This window comes from Streptococcus infantis (assembly GCF_015546995.1).
Classification (GTDB): Bacteria; Bacillota; Bacilli; order Lactobacillales; family Streptococcaceae; genus Streptococcus; species Streptococcus infantis_J.
This window is the reverse complement of sequence record NZ_JADMUH010000025.1, coordinates 1-20,290: the sequence shown is the minus strand read 5'-3', so window position 1 is coordinate 20,290 and position 20,290 is coordinate 1. Positions and strand designations below refer to the sequence as shown.

At 39.7% G+C, this 20,290-nt stretch carries 17 protein-coding genes; 16 read left to right on the top strand and 1 reads right to left on the bottom strand.

Annotated features, from left to right (window positions below; genetic code table 11):
- Positions 1–225 precede the first annotated feature (225 nt).
- The 11 genes from mecA (at position 226) to I1J71_RS07735 (ending at position 15,179) form a co-directional block, all read left to right on the top strand.
- Entirely contained in the window at positions 226–963 is a 738-nt protein-coding gene (gene mecA, locus I1J71_RS07785; protein WP_006148076.1) for an adaptor protein MecA, read from the top strand.
- A 195-nt stretch (positions 964–1,158) separates the two neighbouring features.
- Positions 1,159–1,722: a TIGR01440 family protein gene (locus tag I1J71_RS07780; protein ID WP_195184343.1), complete on the top strand. Its 564-nt coding sequence runs from the start codon at positions 1,159–1,161 to the stop codon at positions 1,720–1,722.
- 1 nt (position 1,723) lies between these two features.
- A complete protein-coding gene (locus I1J71_RS07775; RefSeq protein WP_195184342.1) occupies positions 1,724–7,540 on the top strand; it encodes a ZmpA/ZmpB/ZmpC family metallo-endopeptidase in 5,817 nt (1,938 codons plus the stop codon).
- A gap of 159 nt (positions 7,541–7,699) precedes the next feature.
- On the top strand, positions 7,700–8,260 hold the full coding sequence (locus I1J71_RS07770) for a TlpA family protein disulfide reductase (protein WP_195184341.1): 561 nt from the start codon (positions 7,700–7,702) through the stop codon (positions 8,258–8,260).
- A gap of 9 nt (positions 8,261–8,269) precedes the next feature.
- Complete coding sequence (gene msrB / locus I1J71_RS07765; RefSeq protein WP_195184340.1) at positions 8,270–9,385, top strand: peptide-methionine (R)-S-oxide reductase MsrB; 1,116 nt, start codon at positions 8,270–8,272, stop codon at positions 9,383–9,385.
- 73 nt (positions 9,386–9,458) lie between these two features.
- Complete coding sequence (pabB, locus tag I1J71_RS07760) at positions 9,459–11,180, top strand: aminodeoxychorismate synthase component I (RefSeq protein ID WP_195184339.1); 1,722 nt, start codon at positions 9,459–9,461, stop codon at positions 11,178–11,180.
- A complete protein-coding gene (locus I1J71_RS07755) occupies positions 11,181–11,798 on the top strand; it encodes an alpha/beta fold hydrolase (RefSeq protein WP_195184338.1) in 618 nt (205 codons plus the stop codon).
- A 49-nt stretch (positions 11,799–11,847) separates the two neighbouring features.
- Entirely contained in the window at positions 11,848–12,693 is an 846-nt protein-coding gene (locus I1J71_RS07750; RefSeq protein WP_195184337.1) for an excalibur calcium-binding domain-containing protein, read from the top strand.
- 102 nt (positions 12,694–12,795) lie between these two features.
- Positions 12,796–13,755: an ROK family glucokinase gene (locus tag I1J71_RS07745; protein ID WP_195184336.1), complete on the top strand. Its 960-nt coding sequence runs from the start codon at positions 12,796–12,798 to the stop codon at positions 13,753–13,755.
- 97 nt (positions 13,756–13,852) lie between these two features.
- Positions 13,853–14,287 carry an HD domain-containing protein gene (locus I1J71_RS07740; RefSeq protein WP_195184335.1) on the top strand — a complete coding sequence of 145 codons (435 nt, stop codon included), beginning with the start codon at positions 13,853–13,855 and terminating at the stop codon, positions 14,285–14,287.
- A gap of 52 nt (positions 14,288–14,339) precedes the next feature.
- Positions 14,340–15,179: a thymidylate synthase gene (locus I1J71_RS07735; RefSeq protein ID WP_195184334.1), complete on the top strand. Its 840-nt coding sequence runs from the start codon at positions 14,340–14,342 to the stop codon at positions 15,177–15,179.
- Positions 15,180–15,221: 42 nt separating this feature from the next.
- Here I1J71_RS07735 and I1J71_RS07730 read toward each other — a convergent pair whose 3' ends face one another.
- Positions 15,222–15,392, bottom strand: coding sequence for a DUF3042 family protein (locus I1J71_RS07730; RefSeq protein ID WP_001051780.1), 171 nt, complete (start codon positions 15,390–15,392; stop codon positions 15,222–15,224).
- A gap of 122 nt (positions 15,393–15,514) precedes the next feature.
- Between I1J71_RS07730 and miaA the strand changes: the two genes are divergently transcribed.
- The 5 genes from miaA to I1J71_RS07705 are packed head-to-tail and all read left to right on the top strand — an operon-like array spanning position 15,515 to position 19,966.
- Entirely contained in the window at positions 15,515–16,399 is an 885-nt protein-coding gene (gene miaA, locus I1J71_RS07725) for a tRNA (adenosine(37)-N6)-dimethylallyltransferase MiaA (RefSeq protein ID WP_195184333.1), read from the top strand.
- A complete protein-coding gene (gene hflX / locus I1J71_RS07720) occupies positions 16,392–17,630 on the top strand; it encodes a GTPase HflX (protein WP_195184332.1) in 1,239 nt (412 codons plus the stop codon). The genes miaA and hflX overlap by 8 nt, the downstream gene beginning before the upstream one ends.
- Positions 17,623–18,246 carry a cystathionine beta-lyase gene (locus I1J71_RS07715; RefSeq protein WP_195184331.1) on the top strand — a complete coding sequence of 208 codons (624 nt, stop codon included), beginning with the start codon at positions 17,623–17,625 and terminating at the stop codon, positions 18,244–18,246. The genes hflX and I1J71_RS07715 overlap by 8 nt, the downstream gene beginning before the upstream one ends.
- Before the next feature lie 14 nt (positions 18,247–18,260).
- Positions 18,261–19,190, top strand: coding sequence for a ribonuclease Z (gene rnz / locus I1J71_RS07710; protein ID WP_195184330.1), 930 nt, complete (start codon positions 18,261–18,263; stop codon positions 19,188–19,190).
- A 20-nt stretch (positions 19,191–19,210) separates the two neighbouring features.
- Positions 19,211–19,966, top strand: a complete 756-nt coding sequence (locus tag I1J71_RS07705) for an SDR family NAD(P)-dependent oxidoreductase (RefSeq protein ID WP_195184329.1) — start codon at positions 19,211–19,213, stop codon at positions 19,964–19,966.
- The last annotated feature ends 324 nt before the right edge of the window (positions 19,967–20,290 follow it).

Below are 20,290 nucleotides of genomic sequence, written 5' to 3'. Positions count from 1 at the left end.
ACACCTATAAAGCTTAAGCTTTATAGGTGTTTTGTTAACTTCGTTTGATTTTAGCACGAACTAGATCGAGTGCATAGTGAAGTGTTTTATCTTTGATAACAAAGAATTCTAAATCATAATTAGTGTTCTATACTAGATGTCAATGAACATTCCAACGTCATTCTTTTGATAAAATCATTTAAATCTTGTATAATAGATAGAACTGAAAGTATGAGGTTACGAACTATGAAAATGAAACAAATCAGTGATACGACTTTAAAAATCACTATGTCTTTAGAAGATTTGATGGATCGTGGAATGGAAATCGCAGACTTTCTCGTTCCACAAGAAAAAACAGAAGAGTTCTTCTATGCCATTCTGGATGAGTTAGAAATGCCAGATAGTTTCTTGGATACAGGTATGCTTAGCTTCCGAGTGACACCAAAGCCTGATAAGGTTGACGTCTTTGTAACCAAGTCTAAGATTGACCAAAATTTGGATTTTGAGGACTTGGCAGACCTTCCTGATATGGATGAACTAGCAAAAATGTCTCCAGATGAATTTTTGAAAACGTTGGAAAAAACCATGGCAGAGAAAACCAAAGAAGATATTGAAGCGATTCAATCTTTAGAGCAGGTTGAAAAAGAAGAAGAAGCAGCGATTGATGAAATTGCTGAGGTGGATGAAGGGAAAAGAGAACCTTATATCTACTACATCCTACGCTTTGACGACTTAACTAGTTTGGTTTCTTTTGCGAAAACAGTTGATTACCAAATGGAGACTTCAGAACTTTACAAAATGAACGACCAATACTATCTAACAGTCTTGGTTGATGTGGAAGATCATCCAAGTCTTTATCCAGCTTGGTTATTGGCTCGCATGCGTGAATTTGCTGATGATAGTGATATCAGCCGTTCAGTTCTCCAAGAATACGGTCAAGTTATCATCAATCACGATGCCGTCCAAGGACTCCAAAAAGTTTGAAGTATTTGAAAAAAGACAGAGAAATAGAATTCTCTGTTTTTTTCGTTTTAGATTTGGATTTGATTAGGTTTAGACTATACGATAATTTTTGTAAACTCAATTGAGGTACTATAGATGAATACTTTCTATTACGTCACTTAGCTTGCTAAAATAATGAAAAAACGATATCATAGAAAGAAATAAGCGAGGTAAAGTATGGACCAAGGACATTTACAAAAAGAGGTAGAGGAAATCCTAGAAGATGTGTTGGCAAAGGCTTCTCTCCATGAGGGGGCTCTCTTTGTTTTGGGCTTATCTTCCAGTGAGGTTATAGGAGGACACATCGGGAAAGCCTCTAGTCAAGAAATTGGGGAATTAATTGTTAAAAGGATCTTAGAAATCTTATCAGCTAGAGGAATCCACCTAGCAGTTCAAGGGTGCGAACATGTTAATCGGGCCTTGGTAGTAGAACGAGAGGTTGCAATCAAATACAATCTTGAGATTGTTAGTGTTCTACCGACTTTGCATGCTGGAGGATCAGGTCAATTGGCGGCCTTTCGCTATATGAAAGACCCAGTTGAGGTCGAATTTATCAAAGCTGATGCAGGACTCGATATTGGAGATACGGCTATTGGGATGCATATCAAACATGTTCAAGTCCCGATACGTCCAGTTTTGAGATCAATCGGCCAAGCCCACGTAACTGCACTTGCTAGTCGTCCCAAGCTTATTGGAGGAGCGCGTGCCCAATACCCACAAGATTACATTAGGAAATTGTAAAATGGAAAAGAAACATATTGAAAAGGTTATAAAATATTCTATTAGAAAGTTCTCTGTTGGAGTCGGTTCTGCTGTCATCGGAGCCGTACTTTTTGGTGCTAACAACCTCTTGCTTGGTCCAGTAGTGGCTAATGAAGTTTGTGAGCCAAATCAGGTACACTATCGTTATTTGGCAGAGCAAGAGTTGACAGAAGCTGAAAAAGCCCTTATTCATAGAGAGCTTCCGTCGAATTTAGAACAAGATGATATTGTTTATCTTGTTTATAGAAAAAAAGAAGTTGGAAGCCAGCTGTTACCAAGTACTGGAAACAAAGAATTAGCGCTAGCGGGGCTCGGTTTTGCAACGGCTTCTTTAGCGGTCCTCTTAATATCAAAGAAACATCGCAATAAGGTAGTTGGAATCCTACTAATTAGTGCCCTTGGAGGTAGTTATTTTATTCCTCATACTGCTAAGGCTTTTGAAAATAAAGTCCTACAATCTTATAATCAGACACTCTCTTCATGTAGTAAAGAGGATTTAGCGAATGGAGTTATTCAAATTGATGGGTATGACTACATTGGTTACTTCAAAGAAGCAGACTTGAAAGTCTCTATCTCAGATAATACTCATGATGAAAAATTGACTACAGGTCAACTAACACAAGAAGAAACTCATGAAAGTGAGCCTCTTGTTCAACCGAATCAACCCGCTCAAACCGAGGAAACTACAGCTAAAGGAACTCAAGAAGAAGGTCATGTAGGCGAATCACTTGTTCAACCAGAACCTCCTGTTCATACAAGTGAAGAAACAACAGAGAGCACCCAAGAAGAAGCCCCTATTGGTGAACCCCCTGTCAAACCAGAGTCTCCAGCACAACCAGAGAATAGTACAGCCAAGGGCACTCAAGAAGAAGGTCATGTAGGCGAGGCCCCAGTCCAACCGGAATTACCAGCCTATACAGGTGAGGTAAGTGCCAAGGGTACTCAGGAAGAAGGTCATGTAGGCGAATCTCTTGTCCAGGAAGAACTTCCAGCCTATACAGGTGAGGTAAGTGCCAAGGGTACTCAAGAAGAAGGTCATGTAGGGGAATCTCCAATCCAACCGGAATTACCAGCCTATACAGGAGAAGTAACAGCCAAGGGCACTCAAGAAGAAGGTCATGTAGGGGAATCTCCAGTCCAACCGGAACTCCCAGCCTATACAGATGAAGTAACAGCTAAAGGGACTCAGGAAGAAGGACACGAAGGTGAACCCCTCATTCAACCGAGCTTGCCAGAATACAATGTGACTGAGTCAACTGTGACTGAAACAGAAACTGTTACAATTCCATATTCTACAGAATATCTATCGGATTCTAATCGCTATACAGACGAAGAAAGTGTTGTTCAAAAGGGTGAAGCTGGTAGTCAACTCATACATCGTGTCTACAAAACTGTAGATGGGGAGAAAGTTGGCGAAGCTATCACCACTAGTACGGAAGTTGTTAAAACTCCTGTAGCTGAAAAAATCAGTCGCGGAACCAAACCAATTGAAGGCCAAACCGAAGAAGTTTCTGTTGAAGAAGTTCCTTTTAAAACGATAACAGAACAAGATTCTAGCCTACTCAAGGGAACTGAAACAGTTGCTCAGGTAGGTAAGAATGGTAAGAAGAAAATTACCAAAGTCTACAAGACTATCAAGGGTGTGAAAACTGCAGATGCACCTACTGTTTCAGAAGAAGTTCTTGAACAGGCACAAGACCACATTATCAAAAAAGGTACTAAGGAATTAGAAAAACCTACTCTAACATTAACTAAAGTTGATACAGAAGAATTGAATCGAAGTGCAAAAGCAACTTATAGCCTTAAAAAACCAGATGGAGTGACTATCAAGTCTATTCAAGCAGTGTTGAAAAAAGGCGATCAAGTTATTAAGACATTTGCTATTTCAGAGTCTAATCTTGCGACAGCATTAGCTGATTTAGATTATTACAAGGATTATACACTTGCGACGACTATGGTGTATGATCGTGGTAATGGTGATGAAGAAGAAGTTCTGAAGGAAGAGCCACTGAGAATCGACCTTAAAAAAGTTGAAGTCAAAAATATTAAGGAAACAAGCTTAATCAGTGTGGATGACCAAGGTAATGAGACTGATAGTAGTCTCTTGTCCGAGAAACCATCGAATGTTAAGCCATACTACTTAAAAGTTACGACTTACGATAACAAGGTTACGAAACTAGCTGTTGATAAAATCGAAGAAGTTACTGTAGATGGAAATAAACTTTACAAGGTAACTGCAAAAGCACCAGATTTGATTCAACGTACTGCAGAAAATCGTTTCACTGAAGAATATGTACACTATTTGCCTAAGCCAAAAGCTCACGAAGGTGATGTTTACTACGACTTTAATGAACTTGTAAAAGCTATGCAAGCGAATCCTACTGGTACATTTAAACTCGGTAGCAATATGAATGCTAATAATGTACCACCAGCTGGCAAATCTTATGTAACCAATGCCTTTAGAGGTTTATTAGGAAGTACTGATGGTAATAAATTTGCTATTCATAATATCACTAGACCATTATTTGGAAACATTGAAGGTGGTTCTGTTAAGGATCTCTTACTGGAAAATGTCAATATTGATATGCCTGGAGTTGATCGAGTAGCACCAATCGCAGGTGTTATCAAAAACAATGCAACTATTGAAAATGTCAAAGTGACCGGAAGTGTTGTTGGTAACAATGATGTAGCTGGTATTATCAATAAAATTGATGGTAGTGGAAAAGTAAGTAATGTCGCCTTTATCGGTAAACTTCACGCTGCTGGCAATAGAGGAGGCTATTTAGCTGGTATTCTTGGTGAAAACTGGAAGGGTGTTGTTGAGAAAGCATACGTTGATGCTGAGATCACTGGTAATAAAGCAAAAGCTGCAGGACTAGTCTATTCATCTCAAAATGGTGCTAATAACTACACGGTCGGTACAGAAGGGGTCCTAAGAAATTCAGTTGCTAAAGGTTCTATCGAACTGAAAGAAGCTGTTCAGTCTGGTGGATTGCTGGGTACCAACTGGGCCTTAGGTACTATTGAAGACAACATCACTATGATGAAAGTCAAAACAGGTGAGATGGTGTTTGGTCACTCGGATATTGATGCTGACGACTACTTCACATATTCAAGAACCAAACGTAATTATAGTGTTGATGACGTGAGTGAAGGTAAAAAATCCTTTAACAATTCACGTAAAATTCCAAGTATCTCACTAGCAGAAGCCGAGAAGAAAATTGAAGCAATGGGAATCACTGCTGATAAATTTACTAGCAGCAAACCTATTGAAGACAAGCTTAATAACAGTCTAAACAAAGACGATCAGTACAAAGCAATTGATAGTTATGACGCGACTCGTGAGCTAGCTTACCGTAATATCGCAAAACTTCAACCTTTCTATAATAAAGAGTGGATTGTAGACCAAGGTAATAAATTAGCCACAGGAAGTCCTCTCTTGACTAAAGAAATATTGTCTGTAACTGCTATGAAAGGCAATACCTTTGTGACGGAATTAGCTGATGCTGATCATATTATGATCCACTATGCAGATAAGACAAAAGATATCTTTACCATTTCACCTAAAGATTCAAAAGTGAAACAAGTGAAAGAGTACGGTATTGCAGAACTTGGTGAAGTTGTTTATACTCCGAACATGGTTGACAAGGACCGTAGTAATCTCATCAATGCTATTATTGAAAAATTGAGTCCTGTGGAATTACAATCTGACCCAATCTACACGCACCTTGGTAGAACTGGTCCAAACAAAGTTAATGCTATTAAGAACCTTTATCTTGAAGAAACCTTCAAAGAAGTTAAGGATAATCTTACTAAATTTGTGAAACAGTTGGTTGAAAATGAGGATCATCAATTAAACACAGATGAAGCTGCTAAACGTGCTTTGATCAAGAAAATTGATGATAATAAGGCAGCGGTTCTCCTTGGCCTATCTTACCTTAACCGTTATTACGGAGTGAAGTTTGATGATTTCAATATCAAGCAACTCATGTTGTTCAAGCCAGACTTCTATGGTAAGAATGTAAGTGTATTAGACCGTTTGATTGAAATTGGTTCAAAAGAAGATTATGTCAAAGGAACTCGTACACACGATGCCTTCCGTGAAGTAGTTGCTAAAAATACTCTTTCTGGTAACCTAAATGACTTCCTGAAATATAACATGGAACTCTTCACAAAAGATACAGACTTGAATGATTGGTTTATAAAAGCAACCAAAGATAATGTCTATATCGTGGAACCAAAAACAACAAATCCTGATTTTGCAGATAAGAAACACAGATCTTACGAAGGTTTAAATAACGATGTGCATGGTAAGATGATCTTGCCACTTTTGAATTTGAAAGATGCACATATGTTCTTGATTTCAACTTACAATACAATGGCTTATAGTTCATTTGAGAAATATGGTAAGTATACTGAAGCAGAACGGAATGCCTTCAAAGCTGAAATTGATAAGGTTGCAAAAGGGCAACAGAATTACCTAGACTTCTGGTCACGTCTATCAATCGATAAAGTTCGTAATCAGCTCTTGAAGAGCAATAATATGGTTCCAACACCTGTACTGGACAACCAGAATTATAAAGACATTAGTACTGACCGTTATGGCCATACAAACAGTGGTAAAGATGTGGCGCCTATCCGTGAATTGTATGGACCTACAGATCGTTACCATGCGACTGACTGGCGTATGGGAGCTGTGGCTCGCGTTTATGCGAATCCATATAAAGATGACTCTGTCTTCTTTATGGTGACGGATATGATTAGTGACTTTGGTATTTCAGCCTTTACCCACGAAACGACTCACGTCAATGACCGTATGGTCTACTTGGGTGGCTCAAGACACCGTGAAGGTACTGATCTTGAAGCATTTGCACAAGGAATGTTGCAAACTCCATCAGTATCCAATCCAAATGGTGAATACAAAGCCCTAGGTCTTAACATGGCTTATGAACGTCCAAATGATGGAAATCAATGGTATAACACTAATCCAAATAACCTTAAATCACGTGACGAAATTGATCGTTACATGAAGGGCTACAATGACACTCTCATGCTTCTAGATTATCTTGAAGGAGAAGCTGTCCTCAATAAAGCAAATCAAGATTTAAACAATGCTTGGTTCAAGAAGGTTGATAAGCAATACCGAGGAAATAACACCAAGAACCAATTCGACAAGGTTCGACCTTTAAGTGATGAGGAAAAGGCTATTCCATTACGTACAGTAGATGACCTCATTACCAACAACTTCATGACCAACCGTGGCCCAGGTAACAGAGTTTATAATCCATCTGACTTTGATTCTGCTTATGTCACTGTTCCGATGATGACTGGTATCTACGGTGGGAACACTAGTGAAGGGGCTCCTGGAGCCATGTCATTTAAACACAATACTTTCAGAATCTGGGGTTACTATGGCTACGAAAAAGGCTTCCTAAACTATGCTTCTAACATGCTAAAATCTGAATCTAAAAAAGCTGGTAAAGAGACTCTAGGTGATGACTTCATCATTAACAAGATCTCTGAAGGGAAATTCAATAATCTTGAAGATTGGAAGAAAGCTTACTTCGAAGAAGTAGTGAATAACGCTAAAAAAGGAATTCAATCTATTGAAATTGATGGTAAAACATACAATGGCTATGAAGACTTGAAGCGTGCATTTGCTGAAGCAGTTGATAAAGATAAGGCAAGCTTGAAGAATGGTTCTGTTAAATTTGACAATACTGTCACTTTGAAAGAAAAACTCTTTAAGAAACTTCTTCAACAAACAGATAGCTTTAAAACTTCTATCTTTAAATAATCAATTGACTCTCATCTGCTAAGCAGGTGAGAGTTTTTTGGTTCCCAAGGGTTTTAAGAATTTTCCAAACAGATTCCAAGTATTTTTAGCAAGGTAGGTATATAATAGAACTACAAAATGAATATCTATATTCATATAACAAAAAAGAAGGTGATGAAGATGAAAACATGGCAAGCAACTGTATTGGTCTGCACTAGTCTGTTTTGTCTATCGGCTTGTAAAAATCAGACAACAAGCGAAACTGACAAGCAAAATGCAGACAAACAAGCGCAAGTTAGCTCTCAAACTGTAAAAAAAGGAGAAGCAGTTACAGACTTTGAACTCACGGGAGTTGATGGAAAAACTTATCGTCTATCAGATTACAAAGGCAAAAAGGTCTATCTCAAATTTTGGGCATCTTGGTGTTCTATCTGTCTAGCCAGTCTTCCTGATACAGATGAACTTGCAAAAGAAGCAAGTGATGACTATGTCATCTTGACAGTGGTTTCTCCTGGTCAAAAAGGAGAGCAGTCAGAAGAAGCCTTTAAAAAATGGTATCAGGGTTTGGACTATAAAGATTTACCAGTATTACTAGACCCTTCGGGACAACTTTTAGCGAGTCACGGAGTTCGTTCTTATCCAACTCAGGCTTTTATCGATAAAGAAGGCAAACTAGTCAAGACCCAGCCAGGTTTTATGGACAAGGAAACTATTTTACAGACGCTAAAAAGCATAGATTAGAGGCTCATCATGAATGATAAATTAAAAATAATTGTATTCATTGGAATCATCATTTGCATTATTATTGGATTTTTATTTCTTTTGGAAAAAAGGAGCGCAAGCTACACAGATACCACTCAAATCGAGAAGGCAGCAGTTAGTCAAGGACAAAAGGCCAAGAAAAAAACTGATTCAAGTAAAGATGCTGACTTACATGATATCTATCTAGCGGGAGGTTGTTTCTGGGGAGTAGAAGAGTATTTTTCACGAGTAGCAGGTGTGACAGAGGCTGTTTCTGGCTATGCAAATGGTAGAGGAGAAACAACCCAGTATGAATTGATTGGCCAAACCGGGCATGCTGAGACTGTTCATGTGACCTATGATGCCAATCAAATCTCTTTAAAAGAAATCTTGCTTCATTATTTCCGTATTATCAATCCAACCAGTAAGAATAAGCAGGGAAATGATGTGGGAACCCAGTATCGAACCGGTGTCTATTATACAGATGAGAAAGATTTAGAAGTCATCAATCAAGTTTTTGATCAAGTTGCTCAGAAGTACGACCAACCTATAGCGGTTGAAAAAGAAGCCTTAAGAAATTTTATCGTGGCTGAGGACTACCACCAAGACTATCTCCAGAAAAATCCTAATGGATATTGTCATATCAATGTCAATCAAGCAGCCTATCCTGTTATTGATGCAAGTAAATATCCAAAACCGAGTGACGATGAATTGAAAAAACTTCTCTCTCCAGAGGAGTATGCAGTGACTCAAAATAGTCAAACAGAACGTGCTTTTTCAAATCGTTACTGGGATAAGTTTGAAGCAGGAATTTATGTGGATGTGGCAACTGGAGAACCTCTCTTTTCTTCGAAAGATAAATTTGAATCGGGCTGTGGTTGGCCTAGTTTTACCCAGCCTATCAGTCCAGATGTTGCGACCTATAAGGAAGACAAGTCTTATAATATGGTCAGAACAGAAGTCAGAAGTAGAACTGGTGATTCCCATCTGGGACATGTTTTTACAGATGGACCTAAGGACAAGGGAGGCCTACGCTATTGTATCAATAGCCTATCCATCCGTTTTATTCCTAAGAATCAAATGGAAGAAAAGGGTTATGGTTATTTGTTGGATTATGTCGAGTAAACTTGATATTTAAATCAATCATAAAAAAGCCAGATCTCCTGTTGGGGTCTGGCTTTTATGGTATACTTAGGATATGCATAGAAAAACAGTGATTGATTTTAGGGCTTTGGGTGAGCGATACACCTTTACCCAGCCTATCAAAGAGTTAAAAACAAGAAGATTATCAGAAGTGACAGACTTGTTAGCTCAAGTGGAAAGCTACCAAGAACAGGGCTATTATGTGGTGGGTTATGTCAGCTACGAGGCTGCACCTGCTTTTGAGAAAAAATTAGTAGTACACTCAGGTCCCTTGTTAGGAGAGTATCTCCTCTATTTCACCGTTCATGAAAGTGTAGAAAAATCAAGTATACCTCTGACTTATGAGGACGTAGATTTGCCGTCAAACTGGCAGGAAGTCACTTCTGCAGAGGACTATGAAAAGGCTATTGACCAGATTCATCATCATTTAAGACAAGGCGATACTTATCAGGTTAATTATACGGTTCAACTTAAACAGCATTTAAGTGATAATCCTTTTGCTATCTACAATCGTATGGTGGTAGAGCAGGAAGCAGGTTACAATGCTTATGTTGAACATGACGACATGGCAGTGATTTCCATGAGTCCAGAACTCTTTTTTGAACAAAATGGTCGTGAATTGATGACTCGTCCTATGAAGGGGACGACTAAACGTGCTCTGACTGATGCTGAAGATTTGAAAGAGGCAGCTTGGTTGGAACAAGATCCCAAAAATCGTTCAGAAAACATGATGATAGTGGACCTCTTGCGAAATGACATGAATCGTATTTCTGAGGTTGGTAGTGAGTATGTGGAGCGTTTATGCCAAGTGGAGCAGTATTCTACAGTGTGGCAGATGACTTCAACTATCAAGAGTCAGTTACGACCGGATGTTGATCTAGTAGAAATCTTCCGTTCGCTCTTTCCATGTGGCTCCATCACAGGAGCTCCCAAAATAGCGACTATGGAAATTATCAAGAACTTGGAGCCGCAAGCAAGAGGAGTCTACTGTGGTACTGTTGGTCTCTTGCTTCCAAATGGACGACGGATTTTCAATGTGGCTATTCGAACTATTCAACTGCATCGAGAGAAAGCCATCTATGGAGTCGGTGGAGGCATTACATGGGATAGCACTTGGGAGTCAGAATACCGTGAAGTCCATCAAAAGGCATCTGTTCTTTACCGAAAACAACCTCGTTTTCAATTGATTACGACAGGGAAAATCAGCCAGAAAAAATTGCTCTTTGAAAAGCAACATCTAGAAAGATTGAAAAAGGCTAGTCGTTATTTTGCCTTTCCATTTGACCAAGAAGTTTTGAAACAAAAAATAGAGAAGGAGTACCAGTCTTGTGGCGTCCATCAAGATTATCGGATACGAATCAGTCTCAGCAAATCTGGAGAGATTGAAATTGAACGACAAGTATTGACACCGCTTAGCTCTAGTTTTTGTCAGGCCAAGCTTTGTCAGAAAGCAGCTGATTTGGAGCAGGCCTTTACCTACTTTAAGACGACACACCGACCACATTTGACAGTGGGAGAGCAGGAAATCATCTATCACACTGCTGATGGAAAATTACTTGAAACCTCTATTGGGAATCTGGTCTTAAAAATGGATGGCAAGCTCTATACACCTCCTAGTCAGCTAGGTCTTTTACCAGGAATTTATCGCCAGCATTTACTTGAAATCGGGCAGCTGGAAGAGAGGGTCTTAACCATAGAAGATTTGAAGCAAGCAGAAGTCATCTATGGCTGTAATGCAGTGAGGGGCTTGTATGAGTTGTCAGTAAAGGAGAACTAAATGAAACTAATATTTTTACACGGTTTAGGACAGTCAGCAGATAGCTGGAAAGAAGTTCAGGATTTTCTTGCAGATTATCCCTCTGAAGCCCTAGAGTTATTTCCTTCCGGAGTTGCTACCTACCGAGAAGCTAAGAAGCGCATTTATCAGCACTTGTCAGAGGAGACAGACCCTTTTGTCCTAGTCGGTTTGTCTTTAGGGGCTGCACTTGCATTAGAATTGTCAAGTTACGATCTGCCAAAACTTCAGGCCTTGGTTTTATCAGGTTGCCCATTGAAATTAGCGGGAAACATCCCTTTTTATATTCAATCTCTGATATTTAAACTACTCCCAAAAAGGATATTTGAGAAGCAGGGAGCAGACAAATCGCTTTTAGTTGGAGTATCTGAAGAATTAAAAACACTTGATTTAAGAGAGATTGCAAAGAATTGTTCATATCCAACTTTGTTAATCTGTGGTAGTCAGGATAAGCCTAATCTAAAGTCTATGAAAGGTCTGCAACAACTGATTCCAAATTCTCAGTTTCAGATTATTCCTGATGGACCTCATGTTCTGAATAGGGCCAAACCAAAAGAGTTTGCAGAAATAACTAGAAGTTTTCTTGAATTGCAGAAATAAGTTTGATAAAATAATATCGAGATTAATATTATAATTTTAGGAGGAAATCATGAACAAACGTCATTTATTAAAACTTGGTCTAGCTTCTTTACCTGCTCTAGCTTTGTTTTTACATCCAGTTGTGGCAGATGAAAGTATCCATTTTTCAAGCTGTAAGGAAGCTTGGGAGAATGGTTATGCAGATATTCATAAGGGAGAACCAGGGTATTCTGCTACTTTAGATAAAGATCATGATGGGATTGCCTGTGAATCAAAGAATGCGCCTAAGGGTGTTTTAAAAGAGAAAAAGTCGAGTACATCTCAAGCTAACAACAATGTAGCACCAAATAGTGCAGCACCTGCTCCTAGTGCAGAAGCTGTAAGTGGTTGGGTTCGTCAAAATGGATCTTGGTACTATTTTTCTGCAAATGGGAAACCAGTAATAAATACTTGGCAGGGTGCATACTACCTCAAATCAGATGGAAGAATGGCTGAGAATGAGTGGGTATACGATAACTATTACCAAGCTTGGTATTACCTCAAATCAGATGGTTCCTATGCCCGCAATACATGGCAAGGAAGTTACTATCTCAAATCAGATGGTAAGATGGCTCAGAATGAATGGATTTATGATTCTTACTACAAAGCCTGGTATTACCTCAAATCAGATGGATCTTATGCGCATAATGCTTGGCAAGGTGCATACTACCTCAAGTCAAATGGTAAAATGGCTCAGAGTGAATGGGTTTATGATTCTTCTTACCAATCTTGGTACTATTTAAAATCAGATGGATCTTATGCTCGTAATGCATGGCAAGGAAACTACTACCTCAAATCAGATGGTAAAATGGCAAAAAATGAGCGAGTTGATGGCGGACGCTACTATGTAGACGCCTCTGGTTTGTGGAAACCATAGAATAGAAAAAATTTGGGAAATCAATGCAAACCTTTGCACTGATTGGCAGATTTTGTTATACTAGTACTGTAAGCATTTTCAATTGAGAATAAGGAGAAAAAGATGAGTCAAAAGATTATTGGGATTGACCTTGGTGGGACATCTATCAAGTTTGCTATTTTAACGCTGGAAGGAGAAATCCAAGAAAAATGGTCTATCAAAACTAACATTTTGGATGAAGGAAGCCATATCGTAGACGACATGATTGAATCTATTCAACATCGTTTGGGCTTGCTTGGATTGTCTGCTGCAGATTTTCGTGGAATTGGTATGGGTTCACCTGGTGTGGTTGACCGTGAAAAAGGAACTGTTATCGGTGCCTACAACCTCAACTGGAAAACTCTTCAACCAATCAAAGAAAAAATGGAAAAAGCCTTGGGTATTCCATTCTTTATCGACAATGACGCCAACGTAGCTGCTCTTGGTGAGCGTTGGATGGGTGCTGGTGAAAACCAACCAGACGTTGTCTTTATGACACTTGGTACAGGTGTTGGTGGCGGTATCGTGGCAGAAGGAAAATTACTTCACGGTGTTGCAGGTGCTGCAGGTGAACTTGGACATATCACAGTTGACTTTGACCAACCAATCGCATGTACGTGTGGTAAAAAAGGCTGTCTTGAGACAGTAGCTTCAGCTACAGGGATTGTCAACTTGACTCGTCGTTATGCAGATGAATACGAAGGCGATGCGGAATTGAAACGCTTGATTGATGACGGAGAAGAAGTAACAGCTAAAACTGTCTTTGATTTGGCAAAAGAAGGGGACGACCTTGCTTTGATCGTTTACCGCAACTTCTCACGTTACTTGGGTATTGCATGTGCCAATATTGGTTCTATCCTAAACCCATCAACTATCGTTATCGGTGGTGGTGTATCAGCTGCGGGAGAATTCCTTCTACAAGGTGTTCAAAAAGTCTACGACGAAAACACCTTCCCACAAGTTCGTACAACAACGAAATTGGCTCTTGCAACTCTAGGAAATGACGCTGGAGTGATTGGAGCAGCATCTCTTGTATTGCAATAAAGCAGATGAATCAAGAGCTTGGTTATTGATCAAGCTCTTTTTAAGTTGAAGTTGTTAGAATAAAGTAATAACTCAATAATGATAGGAGGAGTTTTGGATGAATACTGCAGAACAATCCATGGTTGATTTAGCCTTGTCTATTGCTAGGAAAGCTCATGAAGGGCAACTGGATAAGGCAGGAGTAGATTATATAGAACATCCAATCTATGTAGCAAGCCAAGTTGATACTGAAGAAGAAAAAGCAGTGGCTCTACTACATGATGTTATAGAGGATAGTCCTGTTTCAGCTGAAGGACTATTACAAGCTGGTTTACCAGAAACAGTAGTTACTGCTGTTCAGGTTTTGACAAAGAAAAAGGAGCAAGATTATCAAACATATCTGGAAACTGTGAAGAAAAATCCTCTTGCAAGAGTAGTAAAATTAGCTGATCTAAAACATAATTCAGATTTATCGAGATTGTCTTCTATTACTGAAAAGGATAGGGAAAGATTGAAGAAATATAAAAAGGCTATTGATTTTCTGAGTAGGTAGAAAAAACCTTTTTATGCTATACTAGTTAAGACAATAATTGAGGAGAGAGTAAATGACAAAAGCAGATAAGATTTTTAAAGAAAATATTGAGCGAATTCTTAATGAAGGTGTCTTTTCAGAACAGGCTCGTCCCAAGTACAAGGACGGAACAGTTGCCAACTCTAAGTATGTAACTGGAGCTTTTGCAGAGTATGATTTGTCAAAGGGCGAATTTCCTATCACAACTCTACGTCCAATTGCTATCAAATCAGCTATTAAGGAAGTGCTTTGGATCTATCAAGACCAGTCTAATAGTCTAGAAGTTCTTAATGACAAGTACAATGTCCACTATTGGAATGACTGGGAAGTAGGAGATACAGGGACCATCGGTGAGCGTTATGGAGCGGTTGTTAAGAAGCATGACATCATCAATAAAATCCTCAAACAGTTGGAAGCTAATCCTTGGAACCGTCGTAATATCATCTCTCTCTGGGATTACCAAGCTTTCGAAGAAACAGATGGCCTTCTTCCATGTGCCTTTCAGACTATGTTTGATGTCCGTCGAGTAGATGGGGAAATCTATCTAGATGCGACCTTGACTCAGCGTTCTAACGATATGCTGGTTGCTCATCATATCAATGCCATGCAGTATGTGGCTCTTCAAATGATGATTGCTAAACACTTTGGTTGGAAGGTTGGGAAATTCTTCTACTTTATCAATAACCTTCACATCTATGATAATCAATTTGAACAAGCTCAGGAATTGCTCCGTCGTGAACCTTCAAATTGCCAACCACGTTTGGTTTTGAATGTACCAGACAAGACTAACTTCTTTGATATTAAAGCAGAAGATTTTGAGTTGGTTGACTATAATCCAGTGAAGCCGCAGCTGAAGTTTGATCTAGCTATTTAAGAACATAAAAAGAAGTTGGAAATTCCAACTTCTTTTTGTTTATTAGCGTGATACGCGACGGCGAGCTGCTTTTTTACGATTTTCTTCGATGAAAGCTGCTTTTTGTTCTTCTGGTTCAATCACTTTCTTTTTGAATGCGTATACTGCACCTGCAACAGCAGCAACAGTTCCTGCAACACCTGTTACGAGACCTTTAGCAAATCCTTTAGCCATGAGTCTTCCTCCTTTTATTTATAAATCAGACGGAAATAGCTTAAGATATAGCATTTTTCTGCCTGTCTATTTTGTGATATAATAATAGTAACGAAAAAATGGGAATTTTTCAAGGAAAAACGATGAAAAGCAAAATAATTGTGATTGTTGGTCCAACTGCAGTTGGAAAGACTGCCCTAGCCATTGAAGTTGCTCAGCGATTCAATGGTGAAGTAGTCAGTGGGGATAGCCAACAAGTATACCGAGGACTGGATATTGGAACAGCCAAGGCAAGTCTGGAGGAGCAGGCAACTGTCCCTCATCACTTGATTGATGTGAGAGATGTAACCGAGTCTTACTCGGCTTTTGATTTTGTTTCAGAAGCAAAGGCAGCCATCGAGGATATTCAAAATCGCGGGAAACTTGCTATTATCGCTGGTGGGACAGGACTTTATATCCAAAGTCTGCTAGAAGGATATCATTTAGGTGGAGAGACACCACATGAGGACATTTTAGCTTATCGTGCTAGTCTAGAGCCTTTTTCAGATGAGGAGTTAGCCCAACTCCTAGAGCAAGCAGGTCTTGAAGTTCCCCAGTTTAATCGTCGTCGTGCCATGCGTGCCATGGAAATTGCTCATTTTTCTCAAGATTTGGAAAATCAGGAGAGTCCTTATGAAGCTCTGATTATTTGTCTGGATGATGAGCGGAGTCAACTTTATGAGCGTATCAATCACAGAGTGGACCTGATGTTTGAAGCTGGACTTCTAGACGAAGCCAAGTGGTTGTTTGACCATTATCCAGATGTGCAGGCTGCTAAAGGGATTGGCTACAAGGAACTCTTCCCCTATTTTCGTGGAAAGCAGAGTTTGGAGGAGGCTAGCGATAGTCTCAAGCAAGCGACTCGCCGATTTGCCAAGCGCCAGCTGACCTGGTTCCGCAATCGCATGCAAGTGACCTTTTATCAGATAGGAGAATCTGGTGTAAAAGACCGTATTTTAAGCCAGATTGAGGAGTTTTTAAATGATTGAAACGGAGAAAAAAGAGGAGCGAGTCCTGCTCATTGGTGTTGAACTCCAGGGCATGGATAATTTTGACCTCTCCATGGAAGAGCTGGCTAGTCTGGCTAAGACGGCGGGTGCAGTTGTAGTCGATAGCTACAGACAAAAACGAGAAAAATACGACTCTAAGACCTTTGTAGGCTCTGGTAAGTTGGAAGAAATTGCTCAAATGGTGGACGCAGAAGAAATCACGACAGTCATTGTCAATAACCGTCTGACACCTCGACAAAATGTTAATTTAGAGGAAGTCTTAGGTGTCAAGGTCATTGACCGCATGCAGTTGATTTTGGACATCTTTGCCATGAGAGCTCGAAGCCATGAAGGTAAGCTACAAGTGCATCTAGCTCAGCTCAAATACCTCTTGCCTCGTTTGGTTGGTCAGGGGATTATGCTCAGCCGTCAGGCAGGGGGAATTGGTTCCCGTGGTCCAGGTGAAAGTCAGCTGGAGCTTAACCGTCGTAGTGTTCGCAACCAGATTACAGATATCGAACGTCAACTCAAGGTGGTTGAGAAAAATCGAGCGACGGTTCGAGAAAAACGTTTGGAGTCAAGTACCTTTAAGATTGGTTTGATTGGTTACACCAATGCTGGGAAGTCAACTATTATGAATACTTTGACCAGCAAGACCCAGTATGAAGCGGATGAGCTTTTTGCAACTCTAGATGCAACAACTAAAAGCATCCATCTGGGGGGCAATCTACAGGTAACTTTGACAGATACCGTTGGATTTATCCAAGACCTACCGACAGAGTTGGTATCGAGTTTTAAATCAACCTTGGAAGAAAGCAAGCATGTAGATCTTCTGGTTCATGTTATCGATGCCAGCAATCCTTACCATGAGGAACATGAAAAAACAGTTCTTTCCATCATGAAAGACTTGGACATGGAGGATATTCCTCGCTTGACCCTTTATAATAAAGCGGATTTGGTGGAGGACTTTACGCCTACTCAAACACCATATGCTCTGATTTCTGCTAAATCTAAAGATAGTCGCGAACAATTGCAGGCTTTACTGCTAGATAAAATCAAGGAAATTTTTGAAGCATTTACCCTGCGCGTGTCTTTTTCTAAGTCTTACAAGATTCATGATTTGGAAAGTGTTGCTATCCTGGAAGAACGTGACTACCAAGATGATGGCGAAGTCATCACAGGCTTCATTTCTGAGAAAAATAAATGGAGATTAGAAGAATTTTATGACTGATATCAAATCATTAGCTCTCAAGTATGGTGGCTATACAAGTTTAGACAAGGTCTATCTGGACCAACTTTTAGCTGGTAGGTCTGAAGAGGAGCAACTAGCTCTCATTACACCTCCACCCAGCGTAGTGAATGCCTACTTTGCCGAGCTCTACCAGAAAAAGAGCCCAGAGGCTGCGACCGATTATTTTGCAGAAGTCAGCCAAGAACTGAACCTCTATAATGCTGAACCAAGTTTCGCTTTGGAAAGCAAGCCCTTTATTCGCCTCAATCTATCTGGTAAATCCTTTGGATTTTGCTACGAGAAAGAAGGTCTTGGTCGCATTTTCTCAGAGAACGAGGAAGCAATTACGGATGAATTACTCTTTGAGATAGCGCAAATTTTTCCCCATCAGCTAGTTTTTGTGGAGTCTGGTAAGATTTACATGAAGGCGATTGGTGAAGAGGAAGTAGTCAGCCTGGAAAATCTCACAGCCTTGACAGATCTGGAAAATTTATCAGATGGAAGAAAGCGACTTAAGGGATATAGCCAAGAGGATTTACTACAAGAAGCTAGAGCTTTTTCTGGCAAGCTTTATTATCGCTCGGAAAACCGCACCGCTATGTTATATATTGATTAATTAGAAAGTAGCAAATGGATATTCAATTTTTAGGAACAGGGGCTGGTCAGCCCTCTAAAGCCCGCAACGTTTCAAGTCTTGCCCTAAAACTCTTGGATGAGATTAATGAAGTCTGGCTCTTTGACTGTGGAGAAGGAACGCAAAATCGCATTTTGGAAACCACGATTCGACCACGCAAGGTTAGCAAAATCTTTATCACCCATTTACATGGAGACCATATCTTTGGATTGCCTGGTTTTCTTTCTAGCCGTGCCTTTCAAGCCAATGAAGAGCAAACAGATTTGGAAATCTATGGTCCCCAAGGCATCAAATCTTTTGTCTTGACTAGTCTACGAGTGTCAGGTTCACGCTTGCCCTATAAGATTCATTTCCATGAGTTTGACCAAAATTCTCTAGGGAAAATCCTTGAGACCGATAAATTCACTGTTTATGCAGAGGAGCTGGATCACACTATTTTCTGTGTTGGTTATCGTGTCATGCAAAAGGATCTTGAAGGAACCTTGGATGCTGAAAAGCTCAAGGCTGCTGGTGTACCTTTTGGACCACTCTTTGGAAAAATCAAAAACGGGCAGGATGTAGTCCTAGAAAACGGCACCGAGATTAAGGCAGCAGACTATATCTCAGCCCCACGCTCTGGCAAGATTATCACTATCTTAGGTGACACTCGAAAAACCAATGCCAGTGTGCGTCTGGCTGTTAATGCAGATGTTCTTGTCCATGAGTCCACTTATGGTAAAGGTGATGAGAAAATTGCCCGCAATCATGGCCACTCAACCAACATGCAAGCTGCACAAGTAGCGGTAGAAGCAGGTGCCAAACGACTCTTGCTCAACCATATCAGCGCCCGTTTTCTTTCAAAAGATATCAGCCAGCTTAAGAAAGATGCTACAACGATTTTTGAAAACGTCCATGTGGTCAAAGACTTGGAAGAAGTGGAAATCTAGAAGATTGAGAAAGGAAAAGTATGTCTACTATTCTCATTACAGGTGCTAGCGGGGGTCTAGCCCAAGAAATAGTCAAACTCTTACCTCAAGACCAACTCATTTTGCTAGGTAGAAATAAGGAAAAACTAGTTCAGCTATACGGAAATCATCCTCAGGCAGAATTGATTGAAATTGATATTACCGACGTTCAATCCTTAGAGGAACTAGTTGCTGAACTCTATCAGCGTTATGGTAAGATTGATGTCTTGATTAACAACGCTGGATATGGGATTTTTGAAGATTTTGACAAGATTTCTGATCAAGACATTCATCAAATGTTTGAGGTTAACACCTTTGCTCTCATGAATCTGGCTCGTTTGATTGCAGCTCGTATGAAGGATAGTCGAAAAGGGCATATCATTAATATTGTTAGCATGGCAGGTTTGATAGCAACTGGCAAGTCCAGCCTTTACTCAGCGACCAAGTTTGCGGCTATTGGATTTTCAAATGCTTTTCGCCTTGAGCTCATGTCCTATGGTGTCTATGTGACGACGGTTAATCCCGGTCCTATCCGTACAGGGTTTTTCGACCAGGCTGACCCAGACGGCAGTTATCTAAAATCAGTTGACCGCTTCCTACTCGAGCCAGATGCAGTAGCTAGAAAGATTGTCAAAACCATAGGAAAAAATAAACGGGAACTCAATCTCCCAGCCTTGCTAAATTTAGCTCATAAATTTTATACCCTCTTTCCCAAGTTAGCAGATAAGTTAGCTGGGGAAACTTTTAATTATAAGTGAGAAAGTTGTTCCCTTGAGGAATGGCTTTTTATTTTTTTCGGTTGCTAATTTGTAGAAAAATACCACATGAAAAACAGGCAGTTTATAACGATTTAGCCACTTTAAGGTATAATAGTGATAAGAAAGCAGAAAAGAGAGGATAAACTTCGAGTCTAACATAACTGAAAGTATATCTATAGCCGAAGCTTATGAAGTCAAGATAAAATAGGATTAAAAGAACTTGACCTTTTTCAGATTGATTAGACTGTAAATTGGAGTTAGGAATATTCTTAGAATAGATGAAGAAAATAAAAAAATAAAAAATGTTAAAACATCTTGACATTT

Excerpts from the sequence above, each read along its gene's own strand:
- I1J71_RS07750 (WP_195184337.1), top strand. The coding sequence starts at position 11,848 with ATGAACAAACGTCATTTATTAAAACTTGGTCTAGCTTCTTTACCTGCT.
- I1J71_RS07705 (WP_195184329.1), top strand. The coding sequence starts at position 19,211 with ATGTCTACTATTCTCATTACAGGTGCTAGCGGGGGTCTAGCCCAAGAA.
- I1J71_RS07775 (WP_195184342.1), top strand. The coding sequence starts at position 1,724 with ATGGAAAAGAAACATATTGAAAAGGTTATAAAATATTCTATTAGAAAG.
- I1J71_RS07730 (WP_001051780.1), bottom strand. The coding sequence starts at position 15,392 with ATGGCTAAAGGATTTGCTAAAGGTCTCGTAACAGGTGTTGCAGGAACT.
- I1J71_RS07715 (WP_195184331.1), top strand. The coding sequence starts at position 17,623 with ATGACTGATATCAAATCATTAGCTCTCAAGTATGGTGGCTATACAAGT.
- pabB (WP_195184339.1), top strand. The coding sequence starts at position 9,459 with ATGCATAGAAAAACAGTGATTGATTTTAGGGCTTTGGGTGAGCGATAC.
- hflX (WP_195184332.1), top strand. The coding sequence starts at position 16,392 with ATGATTGAAACGGAGAAAAAAGAGGAGCGAGTCCTGCTCATTGGTGTT.
- I1J71_RS07770 (WP_195184341.1), top strand. The coding sequence starts at position 7,700 with ATGAAAACATGGCAAGCAACTGTATTGGTCTGCACTAGTCTGTTTTGT.
- I1J71_RS07745 (WP_195184336.1), top strand. The coding sequence starts at position 12,796 with ATGAGTCAAAAGATTATTGGGATTGACCTTGGTGGGACATCTATCAAG.
- mecA (WP_006148076.1), top strand. The coding sequence starts at position 226 with ATGAAAATGAAACAAATCAGTGATACGACTTTAAAAATCACTATGTCT.
- rnz (WP_195184330.1), top strand. The coding sequence starts at position 18,261 with ATGGATATTCAATTTTTAGGAACAGGGGCTGGTCAGCCCTCTAAAGCC.
- I1J71_RS07740 (WP_195184335.1), top strand. The coding sequence starts at position 13,853 with ATGAATACTGCAGAACAATCCATGGTTGATTTAGCCTTGTCTATTGCT.
- I1J71_RS07780 (WP_195184343.1), top strand. The coding sequence starts at position 1,159 with ATGGACCAAGGACATTTACAAAAAGAGGTAGAGGAAATCCTAGAAGAT.
- miaA (WP_195184333.1), top strand. The coding sequence starts at position 15,515 with ATGAAAAGCAAAATAATTGTGATTGTTGGTCCAACTGCAGTTGGAAAG.
- I1J71_RS07755 (WP_195184338.1), top strand. The coding sequence starts at position 11,181 with ATGAAACTAATATTTTTACACGGTTTAGGACAGTCAGCAGATAGCTGG.
- msrB (WP_195184340.1), top strand. The coding sequence starts at position 8,270 with ATGAATGATAAATTAAAAATAATTGTATTCATTGGAATCATCATTTGC.
- I1J71_RS07735 (WP_195184334.1), top strand. The coding sequence starts at position 14,340 with ATGACAAAAGCAGATAAGATTTTTAAAGAAAATATTGAGCGAATTCTT.